Origin of the sequence: Bacteriovorax sp. BSW11_IV, assembly GCF_000447755.1 — a bacterium.
Lineage (GTDB): Bacteria > Bdellovibrionota > Bacteriovoracia > Bacteriovoracales > Bacteriovoracaceae > BSW11-IV.
Genome location: NZ_AUNE01000038.1, coordinates 62,268 through 81,703, shown reverse-complemented (window position 1 = coordinate 81,703; position 19,436 = coordinate 62,268). Strand labels below are relative to the sequence as shown.

At 35.7% G+C, this 19,436-nt stretch carries 19 protein-coding genes; 10 read left to right on the top strand and 9 right to left on the bottom strand.

The genetic code is table 11. The features are described from left to right. Nucleotides 1-69: 69 nt before the first annotated feature. The 7 genes from rplM (at nt 70) to lon (ending at nt 9,331) form a co-directional block, all read left to right on the top strand. The gene (gene rplM / locus M899_RS10610) at nt 70-507 is read left to right on the top strand and encodes a 50S ribosomal protein L13 (RefSeq protein ID WP_021271478.1); all 438 of its coding nucleotides are present in this window, start codon (nt 70-72) and stop codon (nt 505-507) included. Nucleotides 508-529: 22 nt separating this feature from the next. Next, nucleotides 530-934, top strand: a complete 405-nt coding sequence (rpsI, locus tag M899_RS10605) for a 30S ribosomal protein S9 (protein ID WP_021271423.1) — start codon at nt 530-532, stop codon at nt 932-934. A gap of 107 nt (nt 935-1,041) precedes the next feature. Continuing rightward, entirely contained in the window at nt 1,042-3,630 is a 2,589-nt protein-coding gene (locus M899_RS10600; protein WP_021271385.1) for a hypothetical protein, read from the top strand. Nucleotides 3,631-3,738: 108 nt separating this feature from the next. Beyond that, a complete protein-coding gene (locus M899_RS10595; protein WP_021271434.1) occupies nt 3,739-4,461 on the top strand; it encodes a hypothetical protein in 723 nt (240 codons plus the stop codon). After that, on the top strand, nt 4,458-6,251 hold the full coding sequence (locus M899_RS10590; protein WP_034728839.1) for a matrixin family metalloprotease: 1,794 nt from the start codon (nt 4,458-4,460) through the stop codon (nt 6,249-6,251). The genes M899_RS10595 and M899_RS10590 overlap by 4 nt, the downstream gene beginning before the upstream one ends. Before the next feature lie 84 nt (nt 6,252-6,335). Then, on the top strand, nt 6,336-6,812 hold the full coding sequence (locus tag M899_RS10585) for a hypothetical protein (RefSeq protein WP_021271394.1): 477 nt from the start codon (nt 6,336-6,338) through the stop codon (nt 6,810-6,812). A 17-nt stretch (nt 6,813-6,829) separates the two neighbouring features. Then, the gene (lon, locus tag M899_RS10580; RefSeq protein WP_021271416.1) at nt 6,830-9,331 is read left to right on the top strand and encodes an endopeptidase La; all 2,502 of its coding nucleotides are present in this window, start codon (nt 6,830-6,832) and stop codon (nt 9,329-9,331) included. 45 nt (nt 9,332-9,376) lie between these two features. Here lon and rpoZ read toward each other — a convergent pair whose 3' ends face one another. Beyond that, on the bottom strand, nt 9,377-9,589 hold the full coding sequence (rpoZ, locus tag M899_RS10575; RefSeq protein WP_021271380.1) for a DNA-directed RNA polymerase subunit omega: 213 nt from the start codon (nt 9,587-9,589) through the stop codon (nt 9,377-9,379). 79 nt (nt 9,590-9,668) lie between these two features. After that, nucleotides 9,669-11,489 carry an AMP-dependent synthetase/ligase gene (locus M899_RS10570; protein ID WP_021271446.1) on the bottom strand — a complete coding sequence of 607 codons (1,821 nt, stop codon included), beginning with the start codon at nt 11,487-11,489 and terminating at the stop codon, nt 9,669-9,671. Nucleotides 11,490-11,580: 91 nt separating this feature from the next. Here M899_RS10570 and M899_RS10565 point away from each other — a divergent pair, with 91 nt between their 5' ends. Both M899_RS10565 and M899_RS10560 read left to right on the top strand, forming a co-directional pair. Next, nucleotides 11,581-11,826 carry a hypothetical protein gene (locus tag M899_RS10565; RefSeq protein ID WP_034728834.1) on the top strand — a complete coding sequence of 82 codons (246 nt, stop codon included), beginning with the start codon at nt 11,581-11,583 and terminating at the stop codon, nt 11,824-11,826. Nucleotides 11,827-11,878: 52 nt separating this feature from the next. Then, complete coding sequence (locus tag M899_RS10560; RefSeq protein ID WP_021271441.1) at nt 11,879-12,118, top strand: hypothetical protein; 240 nt, start codon at nt 11,879-11,881, stop codon at nt 12,116-12,118. Here M899_RS10560 and M899_RS10555 read toward each other — a convergent pair whose 3' ends face one another. The 5 genes from M899_RS10555 to M899_RS10535 form a co-directional block, all read right to left on the bottom strand. Further along, nucleotides 12,119-12,520 (bottom strand): hypothetical protein, encoded by a 402-nt coding sequence (locus tag M899_RS10555; protein ID WP_021271371.1) that lies wholly within the window; start codon nt 12,518-12,520, stop codon nt 12,119-12,121. A gap of 123 nt (nt 12,521-12,643) precedes the next feature. Further along, nucleotides 12,644-14,371, bottom strand: coding sequence for an ABC transporter substrate-binding protein (locus M899_RS10550; protein WP_021271373.1), 1,728 nt, complete (start codon nt 14,369-14,371; stop codon nt 12,644-12,646). Between the two features lie 42 nt (nt 14,372-14,413). Further along, entirely contained in the window at nt 14,414-14,917 is a 504-nt protein-coding gene (locus M899_RS10545) for a regulatory protein RecX (protein ID WP_021271451.1), read from the bottom strand. 73 nt (nt 14,918-14,990) lie between these two features. Further along, the gene (recA, locus tag M899_RS10540) at nt 14,991-16,118 is read right to left on the bottom strand and encodes a recombinase RecA (RefSeq protein WP_021271399.1); all 1,128 of its coding nucleotides are present in this window, start codon (nt 16,116-16,118) and stop codon (nt 14,991-14,993) included. 222 nt (nt 16,119-16,340) lie between these two features. Beyond that, nucleotides 16,341-16,829: a phosphatidylglycerophosphatase A family protein gene (locus M899_RS10535; RefSeq protein WP_021271422.1), complete on the bottom strand. Its 489-nt coding sequence runs from the start codon at nt 16,827-16,829 to the stop codon at nt 16,341-16,343. A 47-nt stretch (nt 16,830-16,876) separates the two neighbouring features. Here M899_RS10535 and M899_RS10530 point away from each other — a divergent pair, with 47 nt between their 5' ends. Continuing rightward, complete coding sequence (locus M899_RS10530) at nt 16,877-18,118, top strand: TIGR04552 family protein (protein ID WP_021271474.1); 1,242 nt, start codon at nt 16,877-16,879, stop codon at nt 18,116-18,118. Here the strand turns inward: M899_RS10530 and M899_RS10525 are convergent. Then, a complete protein-coding gene (locus tag M899_RS10525) occupies nt 18,115-18,996 on the bottom strand; it encodes an alpha/beta fold hydrolase (RefSeq protein WP_034728831.1) in 882 nt (293 codons plus the stop codon). The two genes, M899_RS10530 and M899_RS10525, sit on opposite strands and share 4 nt — an antisense overlap. Then, nucleotides 18,983-19,420 carry an FHA domain-containing protein gene (locus M899_RS10520; RefSeq protein WP_021271450.1) on the bottom strand — a complete coding sequence of 146 codons (438 nt, stop codon included), beginning with the start codon at nt 19,418-19,420 and terminating at the stop codon, nt 18,983-18,985. Before M899_RS10520 ends, M899_RS10525 begins: the two co-directional genes overlap by 14 nt. Nucleotides 19,421-19,436: the final 16 nt, after the last annotated feature.

Below are 19,436 nucleotides of genomic sequence, written 5' to 3'. Positions count from 1 at the left end.
ATTACCCATTACATTTTCGCCTTTCGTTTTTATTAATTTTTTTGCATTGAATAGGTTGAAGGTTATTTTATGTATACACAGAAAACATTCGTTTTGAAGCCAGCTGAAGCTGACAAAAAATGGTACCTAGTGGATGCAACTGACAAAGTTGTAGGTCGTCTAGCTACTGAAATCGCAAACATTCTTAGAGGGAAAAACAGCCCTAAGTTTACTCCATACACTGATTCTGGTGATTATGTAATCGTAGTAAACGCTGAGAAAATTAAATTCACTGGTAATAAGTTAAATGACAAGAAATACCACTGGCATACAAACTACGTTGGTGGACTTAAGACTAGAACTGCTAAGGAACAACTTGCAAGACATCCTGAACTAATCATCATGGATGCTGTAAAAGGTATGCTTCCAAAGAACACTCTAGGACGTAAACAATTAACTAAGCTTAAAGTTTTCGCTGGTGAATCTCATGATCACGAAGCTCAAAAACCAGAAGTTTATAATTTCTAATTAAAGCGACGAGGAATTTAATATGGCCACTAAAGGTAAAACATACGATACACACGCTGTAGGTAGAAGAAAAACTTCTGTTGCTAGAGTTTATGTTGCTCAAGGTAACGGAAGCATTACAGTTAACAAAAGAGATATTAAAGATTATTTCCCGAAGGGAACTGACAGATACGTTGTTAATCAACCTCTTAAACTTTTAAAAGTTGCTGAGAAGTTTGATCTAAACATCAACGTACGTGGTGGTGGTACTTCTGGACAAGCTGGTGCAGTAAGACTTGGTATTGCTAGAGCGATCCTAAAAATCGATCCATCTGCAAGACCTGAGCTTAAAGCTGCTGGTTTCTTAACTCGTGACCCAAGAAAAGTAGAAAGAAAGAAATACGGTATGAAGGGTGCGAGAGCAAGATACCAATTCTCGAAAAGATAATCTCATTCAGATTGTTTTTATATGGAAGGCCTGCTTATGCAGGCCTTTTTTTTCGTCTAAGAAGTTTCTGGCCTTATTTTATGTTTTCCATGGTGTAATTTATCACCATGAAAAAATATGATCACATTGAAGTACGAGGAGCTCGTACTCACAATCTTCAAAATATAGATATCGACTTTAAAATTAATAAGATTACATGCTTGTGTGGACCGTCTGGTTCAGGGAAATCTTCATTGGCCTTTCATACGATTCTCACTGAGTCAAAGCGCCGTTTTATGAATTCCTATCCAACGAGCGTAAAGTTCTTTTGGGATTTACCAAATACTGTAGATGTTGATCATATCGCACCCGTATTACCTGTTTGGGGACTAGCTCAATACAACCCCATCATAGGTTCAAGACCAGTTGTTTGTGATGTTATTGGCCTTACAGAGCACCTGCAAAGAATGTTTTATTTATTAGGGACAAATCACTGTTCTATTCATGATATTCCCTATGAAGAGAGATCTTTAAAAGAGAGAATTGAAAAGGAATTAAGTAAGGCACAAGCGAGTGTTTACCATGTCTTTGTTGCTAAAAGTGATTATCAGAATTTAACATCATCTAAGGTATTGCCGTCGCGAAGCATGGACTCTGAGATAACTCAGATCACATCTTTCGATTCGTCTCATTATTATTTTGAGTTATTTCGCTTTAAAAAAGACAAGCTTGCGTCCATCGATCGCGCATTAGCGGATTTTAAAATTTCAGAGTTTCAAGGAAGTCTTCTTATTGTGTCGGACGATCTAACTCATTCTTTCTATATCGGGACGAGAGCAAAGAGATCTTGCCCAACTTGCAATGAAGAAGAAGTTGATATCGCTTCGATGGAATTCTTCTCTCCTTACAATGCTCTTGGAGCCTGTGGCCGATGCCAAGGTCATGGGATGAATTTAGAGTACGATATTAATAAATTAATTAAAGATCCCAAAAAAAGTATTAATGAAGATGGGATCAACTTTTTGAATTATAAAACATTTTCATATGAAAAAAGTTATTTTGAAAAAGAGGCTAAAAAGCTAGGTTTCAAATTAGATATTCCACTTGAAAAGCAGCCGAAGTCATTTATGAAGTTCTTATATGATGGAGGTGGAAGTTATTGCGGATTTAATGAATTATTTCGTTATTTGGAATCTAAGCGATATAAAAGAAATGTTCGCATTTACATGAGAAGTATTCAAACAGAAGTTCTTTGCCCAGTTTGTGAAGGTGCGAGAGTTAATGAAAAAGTTCTTAAAGTTAAACTTGGTACAGAGACTTTTGGTTCTATTCTTAGAATGAATATTGAACAATTAACAGAATTCTTTAAAACAACTAAAAAGTTGATAAAGTCTCATGGTATGTGGAAAAAAGTTAAAAATAATCTCGAATCAATCGAAGGAATTTTAACAACTGCAACAAAGTTAGGTTTATCTTATTTGCCATTAATGCAAAAAGCACGTGGCCTATCAACTGGTGAGTATCAGCGATTATTGCTTGTAAAATATCTTTCTTATCAAGGAAGTGGGTCTCTTTTTGTATTTGATGAACCAAGTCTTGGATTGAATCAAAAAGAACTTGCAATGTTTGTGGAGTGTTTGAAAACTCTACAGGATTCGGGGAATACAATTCTTTTGGTAGACCACTCTGAATTTTTACAAAAGAACAGTGATGAAGTCGTTGTTATGGGTCCAGGAGCTGGGAATGAAGGTGGACAAATAGTCTATCAAGGAAAGTATAAAGAAGAAAAATTATCGTATTCACCTACAGATCTTTTTAAGAAGAAAAAGAATGGGCAAATAACATTTAAAAATGTTTCTTTAGATACTCTTGCACCTCAGAATATTTCATTTGAAGTTAATCAATTGAATCTGATAAAAGGTGAGGGGAGATCACAAAAATCTAAATATATCATTGATGCTGCAGCAAATTTACTCAATGAAAAAATTGCTGGTGAAAAATTAGTTATAAATAGTGCAAAGTGCGAAGAGATGCATTATCCCCATGAACTTTCAGAAGTCATCGTATTTGGTACTAATCCAATTCGTTCTTCTGCAAGATCTAGTGTTGGAACAATGATTGGAATTGCTCCTGTTTTAAGAAAGCACTTTGCTTCGTTAGCTGTATCAAAAAATTTAGGACTTACAGATGGACATTTTTCTTCTAACTCAGAACTAGGAAGATGTTCAACTTGTGAAGGGAAAGGAACTAAAGTTGTCGACATGCAGTTTCTCGAAGATCTAGAGTTTACTTGCGAAGATTGTGGGGGAAAGAAATTAAAACCATTATATGCAGGAATTTCTGATGGGAATTTTACAGTTTATGAAGCGTTTAATTCTCCAATGAAGAAAGTCATGGGCAAGATAAAGCTTACTCCTAAAATGAAGAGGCTTTGGGATTTTGTTCAGGTCCTTAATTTAGATTATCTAGCACTTGATCGCTCTCTTGATTCTCTGTCTGGTGGAGAGAAGCAGAGATTAAAATTGCTCGCGGCACTTCAGAAAGAAATCTCTAATTCACTTCTTATTTTTGAGAACCTTTCATTTGGTCTATCCAAACGTGAAATGGCCAAAATTATAGAGCTATTACACAAGCTTTTGGCCCAGAATAATACGATAGTTCTTATTGATGAGAACGATTATTTTCAAGAATATGCCCATACAGTGAAGAATCTTTAGCATAAGTGACTGATTTTTCGATTTTACATGGATACCTGATAAAATTGGTAAAGAATTTGACAGTAAAAACCGATGAGATTGCTGTCAAACCTTTGCTTCAGGAATTCTATGATGAAGAGACTACTGGCCGCCTTATTTTTTATATCAAACTTGGCCTTTGCAACGACATTTAAGCCGACATCTGCTGAAAGACTTGTTTATGAATCTCAAGCAGTTGTTCACGCCGTTTTTCAAGGCGAGAGCTATAAAATGCTACCAAGTGGTCAAGTTGTAACTGAGGGAACTTTCTCAGTTATTCGTTCTGCAGGTTTGAATCCAAATGAAATTTTAAATAAAAACTCATTCAAAGTTTTATATCCAGGTGGAATGTGGCACGGGATTGTTTATAAAGTCTATGGTTCTCCTCGTTTTAATGCTGGAGAGGAAGTTGTATTACTTTTATCTAAAAGTGCTTTTGGTTATTCTGTTCATTCTCTCACGGCCGGAAAATATAAAGTTATAAGAGAAAGAGGAAATACTCCAAAATTGATTTCATCAGCATTTCCAAATCATGACAAATTTGGAGAACTCGAGTTTGCCAAATTTAATGCGATATTAGCGAATAGATTTGGTTCAGGCTTTGATGAAGGTCATAGCGATAAGTATATTCACACGAAACAAGTTGTTATCAATCCATCTAATGAATATGAAGAAGAAGCACAGAGAAGAAAGCCGGCCAGTGAGGAAGAGAAAGGTCCATTTAATAGCAACTCTACTATTTGGTTGGCGATTATTTTCGGTGTCATGGGTGCAATCTTCTTAAGACTTGTGAAAAGGGAAAAGAAGAGTTGATAACTAGATTTCTCAAGTTCACATTATTCTCTCTATTTGTAGGCCATCAATTGGCCTACGCTTATACTTTAAATCACCAAAGCCCAGAAAGTGTCGTCAAGTGGTTTAGCACTAATACAAATGTATTTATCAATCCATCAAATTCTAGAATTAGTGATACAGATGCAGCGACAATAATTCAAAACTCAATTGCGAACTGGAATACTTCTTCTAATTTTAAAATTACAAATTCTATTGATTATAGCGGTATCAGCAATGGTCGAAATGATATTTATTTTAACTCTGAAAATCCATTTTACACAGGAAGTGCAGTTGTTGGTGTTACTTCTATGAATTTTAATACAACGACTGGAGAGATTGTTGAAGCTGATATAATTATCAATGATGAACAGTACAATATTTCAAATGATACAGAGAGCACTTATTATTTAGGTGATGTGATTACCCATGAGCTTGGTCACTTTATTGGTTTGGCCCACTCTGCTGTTCACGGCTCAACAATGTATTATAAATTAACAAATGGTCAAGATGGGCTTCATACAGATGATATCGCTGGAGCACGTGATCTTTATGGCCCTCAGAAAAATGTCATCCATGGTAGAGTTATGGGTGGTAACAGTGTTGAAGTTTTTGGTGCACATATTCAAGCCATCTCTACGAAAACAGGAAAAGTTGTTGCTTCAGGTATTAGTGATGAAGATGGAACATTCTATATTAGAGGTTTGGATGACGATGATTATCACCTTTATACGGCCCCTTTAGAAGGGCTGGCCGTACTTCCTTCATACTATGAAACGAGAAAGAAAAATTTTTGCGCCGGAAATAATAACTATCGTGGTAGTTATTTTCAATCTTGTCGAGGTTCGGATGAAGGTTATCCACAATTATTAAAGACTGAAAACTCGGCCACCGACTTAGATGTTGGAGTCGTTAGTATTCGTTGTAACCTAGATGTTCCTCCAAGTTATATAAGTGATAAAACAAATTTCATGTTTGATGATTTTGTTCAAAATATCTTTGGAGAAACAAAGGTTGGTAGAACCTTCACTGGATTTTTCACTAAGAATGAAGTGTTGGCCTCAATCGCTGATGATATCTCTATAGATTTCTCAGACGTTGATTTTTCGGATTTGGGCCTGAGCTTATCAGACAATGTTTATATGGAAATTAAGGTAAGCAATCAGCAGCTATACTCGCTTATGAGAAATGTAGTTACTGTTACGCGCGGTGATGGCTTAAATCTTTCCTACCCATCAAGTGGTCTTTTCTATGATCTTCCTGAGAATAGTGAGGGGAGTCCAGATGTTGATGCTGTTATTAGATTACCTGTTGATATGACTGTAGATAATCGTAAGGCCTTTACTGTGAGTGTTACTCCTTACAGAATTGAAACAGTCGGTCTAGTCGTTCCAGATGCGAAAGAAAAGGTTTTTCCAGGTTATGACTACAATGCGGATTCATTGTACTTCTACAGTATGCAGGCGTATCTCGTTAAAAAACTATCTAATGGGAGTTATGTAAAAGTAAGCCCTCCACGTTTAGAAACTGATAGTAATGCGAGCTGTCTAGATGCAAGCAGTACTTATAAAATTACCAGTGTATCTCAGAATGTAGATACGACATCGAGTGTGAAAGCAAAGAAAAATAATGATTTTAATATCGCTGCCTGTGGTAGTGTGGCCTTCATGAATAACAACGATGGCGGAGGTTCTGGTCCTCGAACCATGCTTTTTGGTCTTTGTGCTCTCATAATGCTTACTTATATGAGATTTAAGCGTCTAAATTCCTAAAAAGACTTTCAATCCAAGCAAAAAAATTTCATAATAGTATGGAGAACTATTGGATGGTTTTAATTGTCATTGGAAGGCCTTTTTATGAAATTATTAATCTCTTTCATTTTATTATCATGTCTCAGTCAACTTGCTTATTCGCAAGATTTAATGGCCGAGAGAATTCGTCAAATTTCTGGTAAGAAAAGATCTGTATATTTTGATAGCGGAATTTTTCATAACGGTGGACCGAAATTAAGTTCAAAAGTAAAAGCGATGAGACACTCATATAGCGAGAGCTTGGGTTATGAGAGAATCGTAATTGATTTTACGACGAATGAAATTCCTCGTGTCTATGGTTACATTTCAAATCAACACAAGAAAATTTTCTTAGATTTGTTTAATACAGAAGTACCAGCTTCAGTTGGTTCATTTGGAAGTTCTAAATTTGTACAAAAAGTTGATTTTTTTCCAATTGAAGCCGATAGCGTATCTCTAGAAATGAAATTTAAATCAAATGTTAATGTCGATATATTCTACCTAGAAAAACCAGGTAGATTAGTTATTGATATCAAAAGCTAACAATAGGTGGATTACAAATGGGTGATATTGACAACACTTATGAAGTTCAAATCGAAGCAGTGGATGCTGATAAAATGAAGCAGGATTTCCCAGAAGAAGTCGTAATTATTCCAATCATGAATAGCCCTATTTTCCCAGGAATGATTGCACCAATCATTTTGTCTGAGGATAAGTTCACTCAAGAGTTGGATGATTATTTATTAAAGTCAGGCTATGTGGCCTTAAACTTGGTTAAGCAAGATCTAAAAGATGATGAAGGAGCTTTTGTTCCAGAAGAAGAACTTGATATTGAAAATAGAGAAATCAAGGTTGGTGACATTTATAAAGTAGGTGTACTTTGTAAAGTTGTTAAAAAGTTAAAACTTCCTGATGGCTCAGTTAATATTCTAGTTCATGGGATTAAAAGATATAGAGCAGACGGTTATACTCAAGAGTCACCGTTAATTAGAACAAAGATTGATGTCTTTGAAGATATTATTGAAGCTGATGAGGAACTGGACGCATATACAAGATCAGTGATCAATCAAGTTAAGAAATTAAGTGAAATCAATCCTTACTTCAATGAGGAAATGAAACTTGTTATTCTAAACTCACCATCTCCAGGTGCTCTTGCTGACCTTGTTGCTTTTGCATTATCACTTGATATTCCTGAAGCACAAGATTTCTTAGAAACTCTTGTTGTTAAGAAAAGATTTGCAAAACTACTAGTTTATTTAAAACGTGAAAAAGATGTTGCTGATATTCAGAAAAAAATCTCTGACGAAGTTAATGATAAAGTTAACAAGTACCAAAGAGAGTACTTCTTAAGAGAGCAATTAAAAGTTATCCGCTCTGAACTTGGAATGGATGAAGATGACAAGTCTCGCGATATTAATAAATTTACTCTTGATATCGAAAGTGCAGGTCTTCCTGAGCCAGTACTTAAGTCTGTACAAGAAGAGCTTAAAAAACTGGAAATGATTCCTGATAGTTCTCCAGAATACAACGTAACAAGAACTTACTTGCAGTGGATTTTAGATCTACCATGGTCAAAGTCGACAAATGATGCAGTTGATATGGCGAAGGCCACAAAAATTCTCGAGAAAGATCACTATGGTTTAGAAAAGGCCAAAGAAAGAATTCTTGAATTCTTGGCCGTGAGAAAACTTAAGCCACAGTACGATGGTACGATTTTATGCCTGGCAGGTCCTCCGGGTGTTGGTAAGACATCTCTAGGTAGAAGTATTGCAGAATCATTAGGACGTAAGTTTTATCGCTTCAGTCTTGGTGGTATGAGAGATGAGGCCGAAATTAAAGGTCACAGAAGAACATACGTTGGAGCAATGCCTGGTCGTATCATTCAAGCTCTTAAGAGGGTTGAAGTTAACAATCCAGTAATCATGCTTGATGAGATTGATAAGCTTGGACAATCGTTCCAAGGAGATCCCGCTTCTGCGCTTCTAGAAGTTCTAGATCCAGAGCAAAACTCAACTTTTATCGATCATTACCTAGATGTTCCTTTTGATTTATCAAAAGTTCTTTTCATCGCAACTGCAAACTATATCAACGATATACCTGAGCCGTTGTTAGATCGTATGGAAGTCATTGAGCTAAGTGGATATACAATAGAAGAGAAAGTAAATATCGCTACAAAATGGGTTATTCCTAAGCAAATGAAGAAGCATGGACTTGAGAAAAAGGACATGTCTCTTGGTGCACCGGTGATTAAGAAACTTATCTCTGATTACGCTCGTGAACCTGGTGTTCGTATCATGGAGCAGTATGTAGCAAAACTCTGTAGAAAAGCAGCTCTTTTAAAAGTTAGTAGCAAAAGAGCGAAGAAATTTACTCCTAAGCCAACTGAACTTGAAGCATTGGTAGGTGGAGCTCGTTACCAAACTGAAATGGCCGGAAAAAATATGGCCCCAGGTGTAGTAACTGGTCTTGCATGGACTGGTTACGGTGGGGATATTCTTTTCATAGAAACACTTCCTCTAAAAGGAAAAGGCTTCAAGCTTACAGGCCAACTAGGTGATGTAATGCACGAGTCAGCTAATCTTGCTTACAGTTATGTGAAAAAAATTCTTCAAAGTGAAATTGAAAATACACCTAAACCTAAGAAGAAAGTTAAGGCCAAAAAGATCAGTGAAGAAAAAGTGGAGGCTGAAAAAACTGAGGAAGAAGATTTCTTAGAGAGCCATGAAATCCACCTTCATTTACCGGCCGGTGCAACTCCAAAAGATGGCCCATCTGCAGGTATAACTATGGCACTTGCCCTTTATTCTCTTGCTACAAACAAGAAAGTAATTGCAGGCCTTGCAATGACTGGTGAGCTAAGCTTAACTGGTAAAGTTCTTCCGGTTGGTGGTATTAAAGAAAAAGTTTTAGCGGCCAAGAGAGCTGGTATTAAGACAATCATTCTTCCTAAGGAAAACGAAAAAGATCTTAAAGAAGTTCCAGAAAGACATAGAAAGGGAATTAAGTTCTATCCAGTGGCGCACTTTGATGAAGTTTTAAAAATCGCAATGCCTAAGAAATAAAAAAGGGTCCGAAAGGACCCTTTTTTTATATGAATTTTTTTAAAATTAAAATTCGTCTGAATCGTATTCACTAGCTGGAGCGTGCTTAATTTTTCCAGCAGCAATCTCTCTAAGAGCAGTAACAACATCTTTGTTTTTACTCTTAACTAGAGCGTCAGCACCTTCTCTTAGTTGCTTAACTCTTTTAGTTGCTAGGTGAACTAATTCGTAGCGATTTTCAACTTTTTCAAGACAATCTTCGATTGTAATTCTTGCCATATGAAGGTCTCCGTATTTATTAAAATAAGTCTAAGTTACTTATATATTGCATAACGCTAATAAAGTCAAAGGTTGGCCACTATTGATACATCGCATCTATTTCATTAGAGAATTTTTTCAGTATCTCTTTTTTGCGTAGCTTCAAAGATGGAGTGATCAAACCATTTTCAATAGAAAACGATATCGGCGAAATATAAAAAGTCTTTATCGTCTCATATTGGGCCAGATTTAAGTTAACTACTTGAATTTGTGCATCAATAAGTTGCTTTACAGCAGGGTGACTCGCAATTTCTGCAAGGTCACAGCTGCGAGATAATCCAAATTCATCCAACTTATCTAGGAAATCATTTTTATCGATGGCCACGATGGCACTAAGAAATTTTCGTTTATCCCCAATAACCATAAAGTCTGAAATAAATGGCCTTGTCTTCATCATATTTTCAATTTTTTGCGGGGCCACGTTCTTACCACCCGAAGTGATGATGATATCTTTCTTGCGGTCTGTGATCTTTAAATAGCCCTCTGGTGTAAGTTCTCCAATGTCTCCAGATCTAAACCATTGGCCATCAAATGATTCTTTTGTGGCATCTGCATTCTTATAATACTCGCTAAATAGAGCGTCTGTTTTAATAAGAATTTCACCATCATTAGCAAAACCAATTTGTACATCACCAAGGGGAGTACCAACAGTTCCTGGAATTTGTTTGCTAAGTGGATTAAGCATACAAGGAGCAATTGTCTCTGTGAGACCATAGCCTTCAAGAATTGTGAGATTGGCATTTTGAAGAAATGTAATAATCTCTGGCGCTAGAGGTGCTCCACCTGAGACGAAGAACATAATTTCGCCACCAAACTTCTTATAAATTTTTGAGAAAACTAACTTGTACGCGAGTTTTCTTTCAATAATTTCTCTAGTTGAAGGAGATTTGTCGTTTTGAATTTTTTCGAAATAGGCATCTGATACTTCTTTTGCCCAAGCGAATAGTTTCTTAGTTACAGGACCACTTTTTTCAATTGTTTCTAAGATTCCGGCGTAAACTTTTTCAAAAATTCTAGGAACAGCAATCATGATATTAGGTTTTACTAGAGCAAGATTGCTTACTATTTTATCAATTGATTCAGCATAAACATTAGTCGTACCCATCGCAAGCGGCAGAAGAGAATCACATCTTCCAAGTACGTGAGATAGTGGTAGAAATGTTAGCAACTTTGCATTTGTAATAACACTGCCAAGTCTTTGATGAATATTCAGTAGCATTTGCGTAAAAGCAAGATGAGTGATCACAGCACCCTTAGGAACACCAGTTGTTCCCGAAGTATAGATGATCGAAGCGAGATCTTTTTCATTTATTCGCTCCATAGCATCTTCAAATAAGTTTCCGTGCTCTTTTCTAAAATCTTTTCCATAAGAAGAAAGATCTTCAAATGAAATGGTTCTAACACCATCTTTCACTTCATCCAATAAATCACTATCAGGAGAATTGAAATACACAATTGTTTTGATTAACGGAAGTTCATCTTGAACTTCAATATACTTTTTAAATTGATATGAGTTTTCTACAAAAAGAATCTTCGCCTCTGAATGATCTAGGATGAACTTCACTTCTTCAGAGGTATAAGTGTGATAAATCGGAACAACAACTGCACCAGATAACAGTAGGCTTAGATCACTTAAGTGCCACTCAACTGATGTTTGAGCAAGGATTGCAACTTTGTCCTGAAATTCAAGACCAAGTGAAAAAAGGCCATTAGCAAGAGTTGAGATTTTTTCATTATATGATTCGAATGAGAGATAGCGAACATTAGTACTGTTTTCGATCCAACCGATTGCATCTTGATTAGGAGACTTTTTAAGTCTTTTTTTATACAGGTTTGAGATCGTTTTTTTATCTAGATTCATAATAACCTTATTTAAGTTAATTGCTTACGTAATTTATCTGATCAAAACTCATTGTAATACTCTTTCTTCTTAATAAAAAGAGGAGGAGAAAATGAGTGAAAAATGCATCATTGCGATAGGAAAATGTGTTAATATCAACCTGAATTATTTACAAATTCATTTTAAAGGATATTATTTGGGTCATTACATTAAATGTATCCAAGTGCATTTTCCTGAGCATAATGGTGAACTAAAAATTGGTAAAGAATATATCCTTTATCTTCAGAAGATTAGGCTTGAGAAATCTGAGCTTCATGGTGAACTAATATATTCTAAGGAAATAAATGACCCTATTTAACATCAATTAAATTATTGTAATAATAGAAAAAATTAAACTGGTGAGATTATAGATGGAAATGACAGTAGAACAAATGGCATTAGATGAAAGAAAATTTCTTCACGACCTAAGCAATCAACTTGTTGTTGCACAAGGTATGGGTGCTATTGTTATGAGAAGTCTAAGCGAGCTTGAAGAAGGTTCAATTGATCCAAAAATTATTGAAAGACTCGATAAAGGAAATAAGGCCATCGATAAAATGATAGCCTTAATCAAAGAAAGAAGAGTTACTCTTCATTCTCATTCAAAGTAATTATTTAACTTTTACATCAACAAGATCGCCAATCATAACGTTGTTAATCTCTTTTAGAGGGGCCTTTTCGCCGTCTTCAAGTTTAGACATAATGGCGATTGCTGAATCTTTCTCACTGTGAACGACTTCAAGTTCACCAACCTTAACTTTATAGTTATAGCGAGTTTTAGTCTCGTAAGGATCATTTCTCGATTCTACTCTAAAAACTTCTAATGTATTTCCAGGGAATACACCCTGTTGATTTCCAACGTTAATATAGAAATTTTTCTTTGGTGAGTGTCCTTTATACATTGGAACTTCTTGCACAATACTATAGATGATGAAATCGCGTGCAAATCCCGCTGTAGCGGTAAAAATGAAGACACAAATCATGATGGTATGCAGACCAATTCGTTTAAACATGTCGAACTCCAAGTCGAGTTATGGGCAGGAAGAACCCAATAACTTAATCGGACATGTCTAATGTGGAGATGAGCTATAGATTATGAGAGGCAAAAAATGCCGCCTCATATGAGGCGGACAAGCTTATTGATCTTCTAATCTTAGGTATTTAACTTGATTATAGATAATATCAGAGTGTCTGAAATTCTTAAGTCTTTCATGAGAAACAATATAGTTTCTAGAGTAGAAAAGCATAACCCAAGGAAGATCAGCATTTACAGTTTTTTCAATTTCTACCATAAGATCAAATTTCTCTTTTCCATTAGGTAGTGATTTCAACTTTTCAAACAATCTATCAATTTTCTCATTTGAGTAGAAAGTAGAGTTTGGACCAAAAGGAGATTGGTTTTTAGAGATAAGAAGTTGTAGAACGTTCTCAGCATCCGGGTAATCTAGCGCCCAACCATCAAACCAAAATTGTAATTTTCCTTTCTTGGCCTTATCTAAAAAGTTTGGAAAGTTATTCATGTGAATATCAATTTTGATTCCAATTTTCTCAAGTGATGCCTTTACAAATTCAGCACGCTGACGATTTGTTGTACTTGCACCTCTTGTATCATATTTCAAAACAGGGAGACCTTTCCCATCAGGATAGCCAGCAAGTTTTAAATACTCTTTGGCCTTTTCGACATTAAATTCATAAGGCAAAATATTCGATGGGTCATAACCAGGAATTCCTGGCGGGTAAATTGAGTTCGTTCTTTGACCAATATTATTTGTAAATGTCGTAATATAACGATCATAATCTAGTGCATGTGCAATTGCTTTTCTAAGATTTAGATTCTTCCCAACAATTGGGTCATTCATATTAAAAGACAACCACCAGTAAGTTAAGCTTGGGAAAATTTGAAGCTTAATCTTTTTATTTTTAAGCTCACTTGTTAGTTCACCAGAAGCAGTAAGAGTTGAATTATAATTATCTTTTGGCAGAGAAAGATAATCAATATTTCCATTAAGGAAGTTTAACCATCTTGTTTGTGCCTCTTTCATGATTTTGAAATTTACCTTTTCAATAAAAGGCAGCACTTTCCCAGAATCTTCAAGAAGGGATCTGCTATTTGCTAATCTATCACCTTGTGCTGGATAGAAAACTTTATGATAGTTTTCAAATTTCTTTAGAGAGATCTGTGAGTTTCTAGTCCAGCTGTCAAATTGATAGGGACCTGTTCCAATGATGTGTGAGCTTAGATCGTTGTTATAGGCCTCGATAGCTTCCATAGGCATCGGTGCAGTGAAAGTCATTGTTAGAGCATACAACATTTGAGGATATGGTTCAGTGAGTTCAATAATTAAAGTCGAATCATCTGGTGCTTGAATTCCTGAGATAGAGAGTTCTTTGAATTTTTGAAAATCAGATCCTGCTTTTTCTCTGAATTCATTAATACCTTTAATTTTTCCATCAAAAAGCCACCAACCATTGCTGTTTGTCGGTTGCCAAGCAAGTCGTTTAATTTGATTTATAAAGTCTGCTGCTTTTACAAATCTTGGCTGACCTTTGAAAATAGGATCGTCATGGTAGCGGATATTACTCTTTATTTTGATAATGTACTTGGTTGCATCATTTTCAATCTTTGGCATACTTTCGGCCAAAAGAGGTTGCACTTGATAAGGTCTTTTCAAATAGTGATATTCGAAAAGTGGCTCATAGCTTTGATAAATAACAGATGCTGAAACAGTATCAAATGATTGAGCTGGATCAAGAGTACTTACCTGATCGGCCAGCGGGATATTAAGAACATTTTGTCCTTTGTCGTCTTTTTTAAAACAAGAAAACAGAGTCAAACAACTTAGGATGACGAATAATTTCTTCATGAAAACTCCTCCAGAGGAATTTAGGCTAGCATAAATGATTAATTAAGTCTCATTTTCCCACTCATCAAATAAGCGAGAAGCGACTGATGTGCTGTGACCTTTGCTCATCACAAAGCGTATGACTTTGCCTTTGAGCTTATAACGCTCCTCACGATCATCTGGTATTCCAGTTTTCGGGATTTTTTTACGCATGAGTTGTTTGATTTGATCGTCGTGGTCAACACGGTATTCATCGAAATATTCTTGGATATATTCTTGCTCAATCTTTAGTCCTTCAAAATCAAGGGCCATTTTAATTGAGTGAGTGGAATTTCCCTTAAACATCAATGTTTTAATTTTTGCATTAATGTAATTTTCTTCTCTAAAATAACCTTTATTCTGGGCCATGGCGATGGCCTCTTCTATATGAGAAGAATCGAAGCCTTTTTGTTTTAGCTTTGCTGTTAACTTATTAAAGCTATAGTCTCGTTTGGCCAATAATCTGAGTATGGCGTTGTAGGCTTCTTTTGTGGATGATTCTTTTATCTTATATTTGGATTGGAACATAGAAAAAGGAGAAACATGGGGAAAATGACGGCCTACTATTCAGTAGAGACTCACTTACACCCATGTTTAAAAATTATTGAACTGTCTTTTTACTTTTCTTTTCTTTCTTAGGAGCAATTTCCTCATCAAGAATTTCTCCAGTTTCAATATTCACTGAGTCTGTCATTGAAACTGCGTCCTTGTTTCCAAGTCCGTGTAGAGCAAGTATTTTTTGCTTAATTTCTTCAAGAGTCGCAGGATTTTCTTCAAGGTAGCGCTTAGAATTCTCGCGTCCTTGTCCAATTTTTGCGTCTTGATATGAGAACCATGCACCGGCCTTTTCAACAATTTTATTTTCAACTGCAAGATCAAGGATGTCACCACTTTGTGAAATACCTGTTCCATACATAATATCAAACTCATGTGTCTTGAATGGTGGCGCAACTTTATTTTTAACAACTTTAATTTTTGTTCTACTACCAATTACGTTCTCACCGTCTTTTATTGCAGCAGTTCTTCTAATATCAAGTCTAACTGAAGCATAAAATTTAAGAGCGTTACCACCAGTAGTTGTTTCTGGGTTTCCAAACATTACACCAATTTTCATTCTTAGTTGGTTAATGAAGATTACAGTAGTGTTTGATCTTGAAATTGAACCTGTCAGTTTACGTAGGGCCTGTGACATCAATCTTGCTTGAAGACCCATGTGGCTATCTCCCATATCTCCTTCAAGTTCAGCTCTTGGAGTAAGGGCGGCAACAGAGTCAACAATAAGTAGATCGACAGCACCAGAGCGTACAAGCATGTCAGTAATTTCTAGCGCCTGCTCACCACTATCAGGTTGAGAGATAAGTGTGTTTGGAATATCAACACCTAGTCTTGAAGCGTAAGCTGTATCAAGGGCGTGCTCAGCATCAACAAATGCAACAGTTCCACCAGCTTTTTGACATTCTGCTGCAATGTGGAGTGTAAGTGTTGTTTTACCAGAAGATTCAGGACCATATATCTCGATGATTCTACCTTTAGGTACACCACCAACACCAAGGGCAAGATCAATTCCTAAACAACCAGTAGAAACAGCTGGAATTTTTTCAGGAGTTTTTCCATCTTGATCCAACTTCATGATCGCACCTTTACCGAATTGCTTTTCAATTGCAGCAAGGGCCAGGTCTAGCGCCTTTGTTTTGTTTGCATCTGGTGCAGTAGTCTTTGTCGTTGCCATTGTTACCTCTTATTGATCGTAAATTTGATAGACAATATGTGTTGTACGCTATCATGTATGAGTTAATCTTTCACTTTCTAAAATTGCAAAAAGCTCTTCTTAGCTTATTTTCAATGTCTTGATATTGTGCGACAGAAAATAAGACGTGGTTAGTTTTTAACTACTCTTGTAGAAATATTTTGTGCGTAAGTTTTGCGTAAGTCAAGCGTAAAATTTTTCTTTTTAATTTAGGATGAATTTACTCACTGCAAAATAGAGGAGACCAGCGTAGAGACCACTGATAACATCATCTAAGATAGTCCCAATACCGTTTTTGATATTTTTATCAACGTAATTTGCTGGCCAAATTTTCACAATATCAAAGAAGCGAAAGAGACCAAAGAGGATCGCATAGTCGAGAATGTGATGATTTTGTATAAACAAAAAACAAATCAACATTCCGAGAACTTCATCAATAACAATCCAAGATGGGTCTTCGACACCTAAACGCTTTTGGACAATATTTGTAATGAAGCAAGAAATAACAAAAGTAATAAGAATAAATGGAATGAGAAATAGTGTAGGAGCTCCTGTGCTACCATAAAGGTACAAGAACGGAACTGTGGCAAGGGAGCCAAATGTACCGGGAGCAAAAGGAATGTGGCCAACTCCAAAGAAAGAGAGAAAAATACTCTCTAGACTGAGTGGATCAAGTCTATTTTTGTCATTCATGGATTATATGGTATCTTAAATGCACAATTTTCTAAAGGGTAAAGATAATGGGAAGACCAGAATATCTTTCAAAATATATATTTGATTGGGACAGTTTTAAAGTTGTCGTAGGGGGGAAGTCTGCCCTCGATACGAGATTTTTGGGAAATCGTAAATTTACACCAGATTCTGTTGTAAGTTTTCTTAAGGCCTATGGTCTTGATCCAAATGATCCTATTAATAAAGCTGAACTTTTTGGTAACTTCCAAGAGGCCCTACAATTTGTAAAACGCTACTTTCTTAAAGAGGGGACAGAAGATGGACTTGATCTAAAGATTCCAAACTCTCTTTATATGATGACTGATATCACTGAGCTTTTTTTAATGGCCACGGGATCACAGTCTGATAAGACAATTGAAGAAAAGCTTTGGGCCGAGATTTTACTAAAAGTCATGCACACAATTTTGCATACTGATAAGGATCTACGTTCTAGTTACTTTAATGTCATTCAAACTCAAGTATTCGATAAATTTTATAAGTATCTTCATCGCGATGCTGACCAAAATCTTTTTCTTGGAAGAGGTGCGAATAAGTATCAAATTCAATTAGAAGATTTTGAAACAAAATCGAAAAAAACTAGAGATAGCGTCATTATCAAGCTTTTGCACAAGGCTGAAAACGTTGCAGAAGAGTTGTTTGACAGAATTGGTGTGCGCATTATCACTAAGAATAGAATTGATGCCCTGTTGGCCGTTAAGTTTTTGGTTGAGAATAACGTAATTATTCCTCACAATGTTAAGCCAAGCCGCTCTGTAAACTCTCTTGTTGATATGGAAGCGTTTCGTAAAAAGCATCTTGATTTAATTAAGATGGCCATTCGAAATGATCTTTCTGAAGAAAGATTTGTCCAGGCATTAAATCGCGAGTTGTTGGATTGTGTTCCAGGGCAAAAAGATAGTTCACGCAATCAGCATTCATCAAAAGAATATTTATCTATTCAGTTCACATGTAGACAGTTGATTAAATATAGAAATCCTTTTTTAACAGAATTCGCGCAGTTGAGAAAAATCGCAAAAGCAGATGAAACTGAAAGTGAATTATCTAAAAAGATTTTAGGAATGGATGTTGGGCTAATTGCCAGAGATGTTCGCTTTTTCTACCCGTTTGAAGTTCAGGTTGTGGACATTGAGTCGCACAAGCAGAACACAGAGGGGCAGGCCTCTCACTTAGAATATAAAAAGAATCAAAGATTATCAGCAATGAAGAGAGTCTTTAGAGACCTTTTAAAGCATAAAGGAATGAGCGTTTAATCTATAAAACGCTCAATTCTTTCATTAATGCTCTCCGGGAAATCAACTTGAGGAACGTGAGAGCCATCCTTCACAATATAAAGTTCAGAGTTTTCAAGATAGTGATAAAGAATTTTTTGAAGATAATTCGGGATAACTTTGTCTTTATCTCCGCCGATAATGAGAGTTGGTGTTTTGATTGATTCTAAATGTGCGATAATATCGTGCTCTTTCATGTGATCTAAAAGATGAAAAAATAAATCACTAGGTAGCTCACCGATTTTTTTCATATAAATTTGAACAAATTCATCATTCGTTTTCTTTGGATTGAAACCACCATTTAAAATGGCCCTTCTCGCAATTGGATTTTTATATGAGTTTTTCCAAATTTGTTCGAATAAAGATGAAAATTGATCCGCAGTTGTTTTGATATAAGGTGAAACAATATCAACAATATTGGAATCAAACATTATGTCTTGTGGTGGAATTACTGTTCCGGAAATTACGACAATTGAATTCAAATATTCTGGATGAAGTTTGGCATACTCTAAAGTGACATTAACACCCATACTATGGCCAAGCATATGAATGTTTCTGGCCCCGAATGATTCGAGAACAAAATGTAGATCACGAGTCATATTTTCAAAAGTACAACTATCAAGCCCATCACTAGTCGTTGAGTTGAAATGGCAACGATAATCGTGGATTAAAATTTGAAAATTTCTCTCTTCAAAAAAAGGAAGTTGATACATCCAATGATAATTACTGCAAACGAGTCCATAGTTAAAGACAAGTAATGGCCTAGTATTATCATACTCAGAGAGTTTGAAGTTTGTGCTAAAGAAGATTCGCGTATGGATATCTGTTTGGAGATAATGAGAATGATTATTCTTTAGCATTTGTCCCTTCTGTCGCAATAATAATTTCTCTTTCGAGTATTTCGTAGAGTCTTTTAAAGTTAGGCTCTTTTGAATAGACCCCTCTCAAATATTCGTCAAGGTCTTCTCTTTCTTGCGACCATGATTTTTGAAAAGATTCCAGTATCATCTGAGTGGCACCGATCTTAAAATGATCACCATTTTTAAGTAGCTTCGAACCAGAGATTTTTTTACCATTTACGTAATAAAAGAAATCGGAATTATTGTTTTTGATAATTACACCATTAGGGGCAACTTCTAATTCTAAAACGAGTTTTCCAATTTCGACATCTTTGAGATAAATATCACAACGTTTTTTTGAGCCAATGGTTATTGAGTCAAACTCAAACTGGAATTGAGTGATTTTATTTTCGTCTGGACCTTGAATTACTTTAATTGTGATCATAGTGGTATTTTAGGCC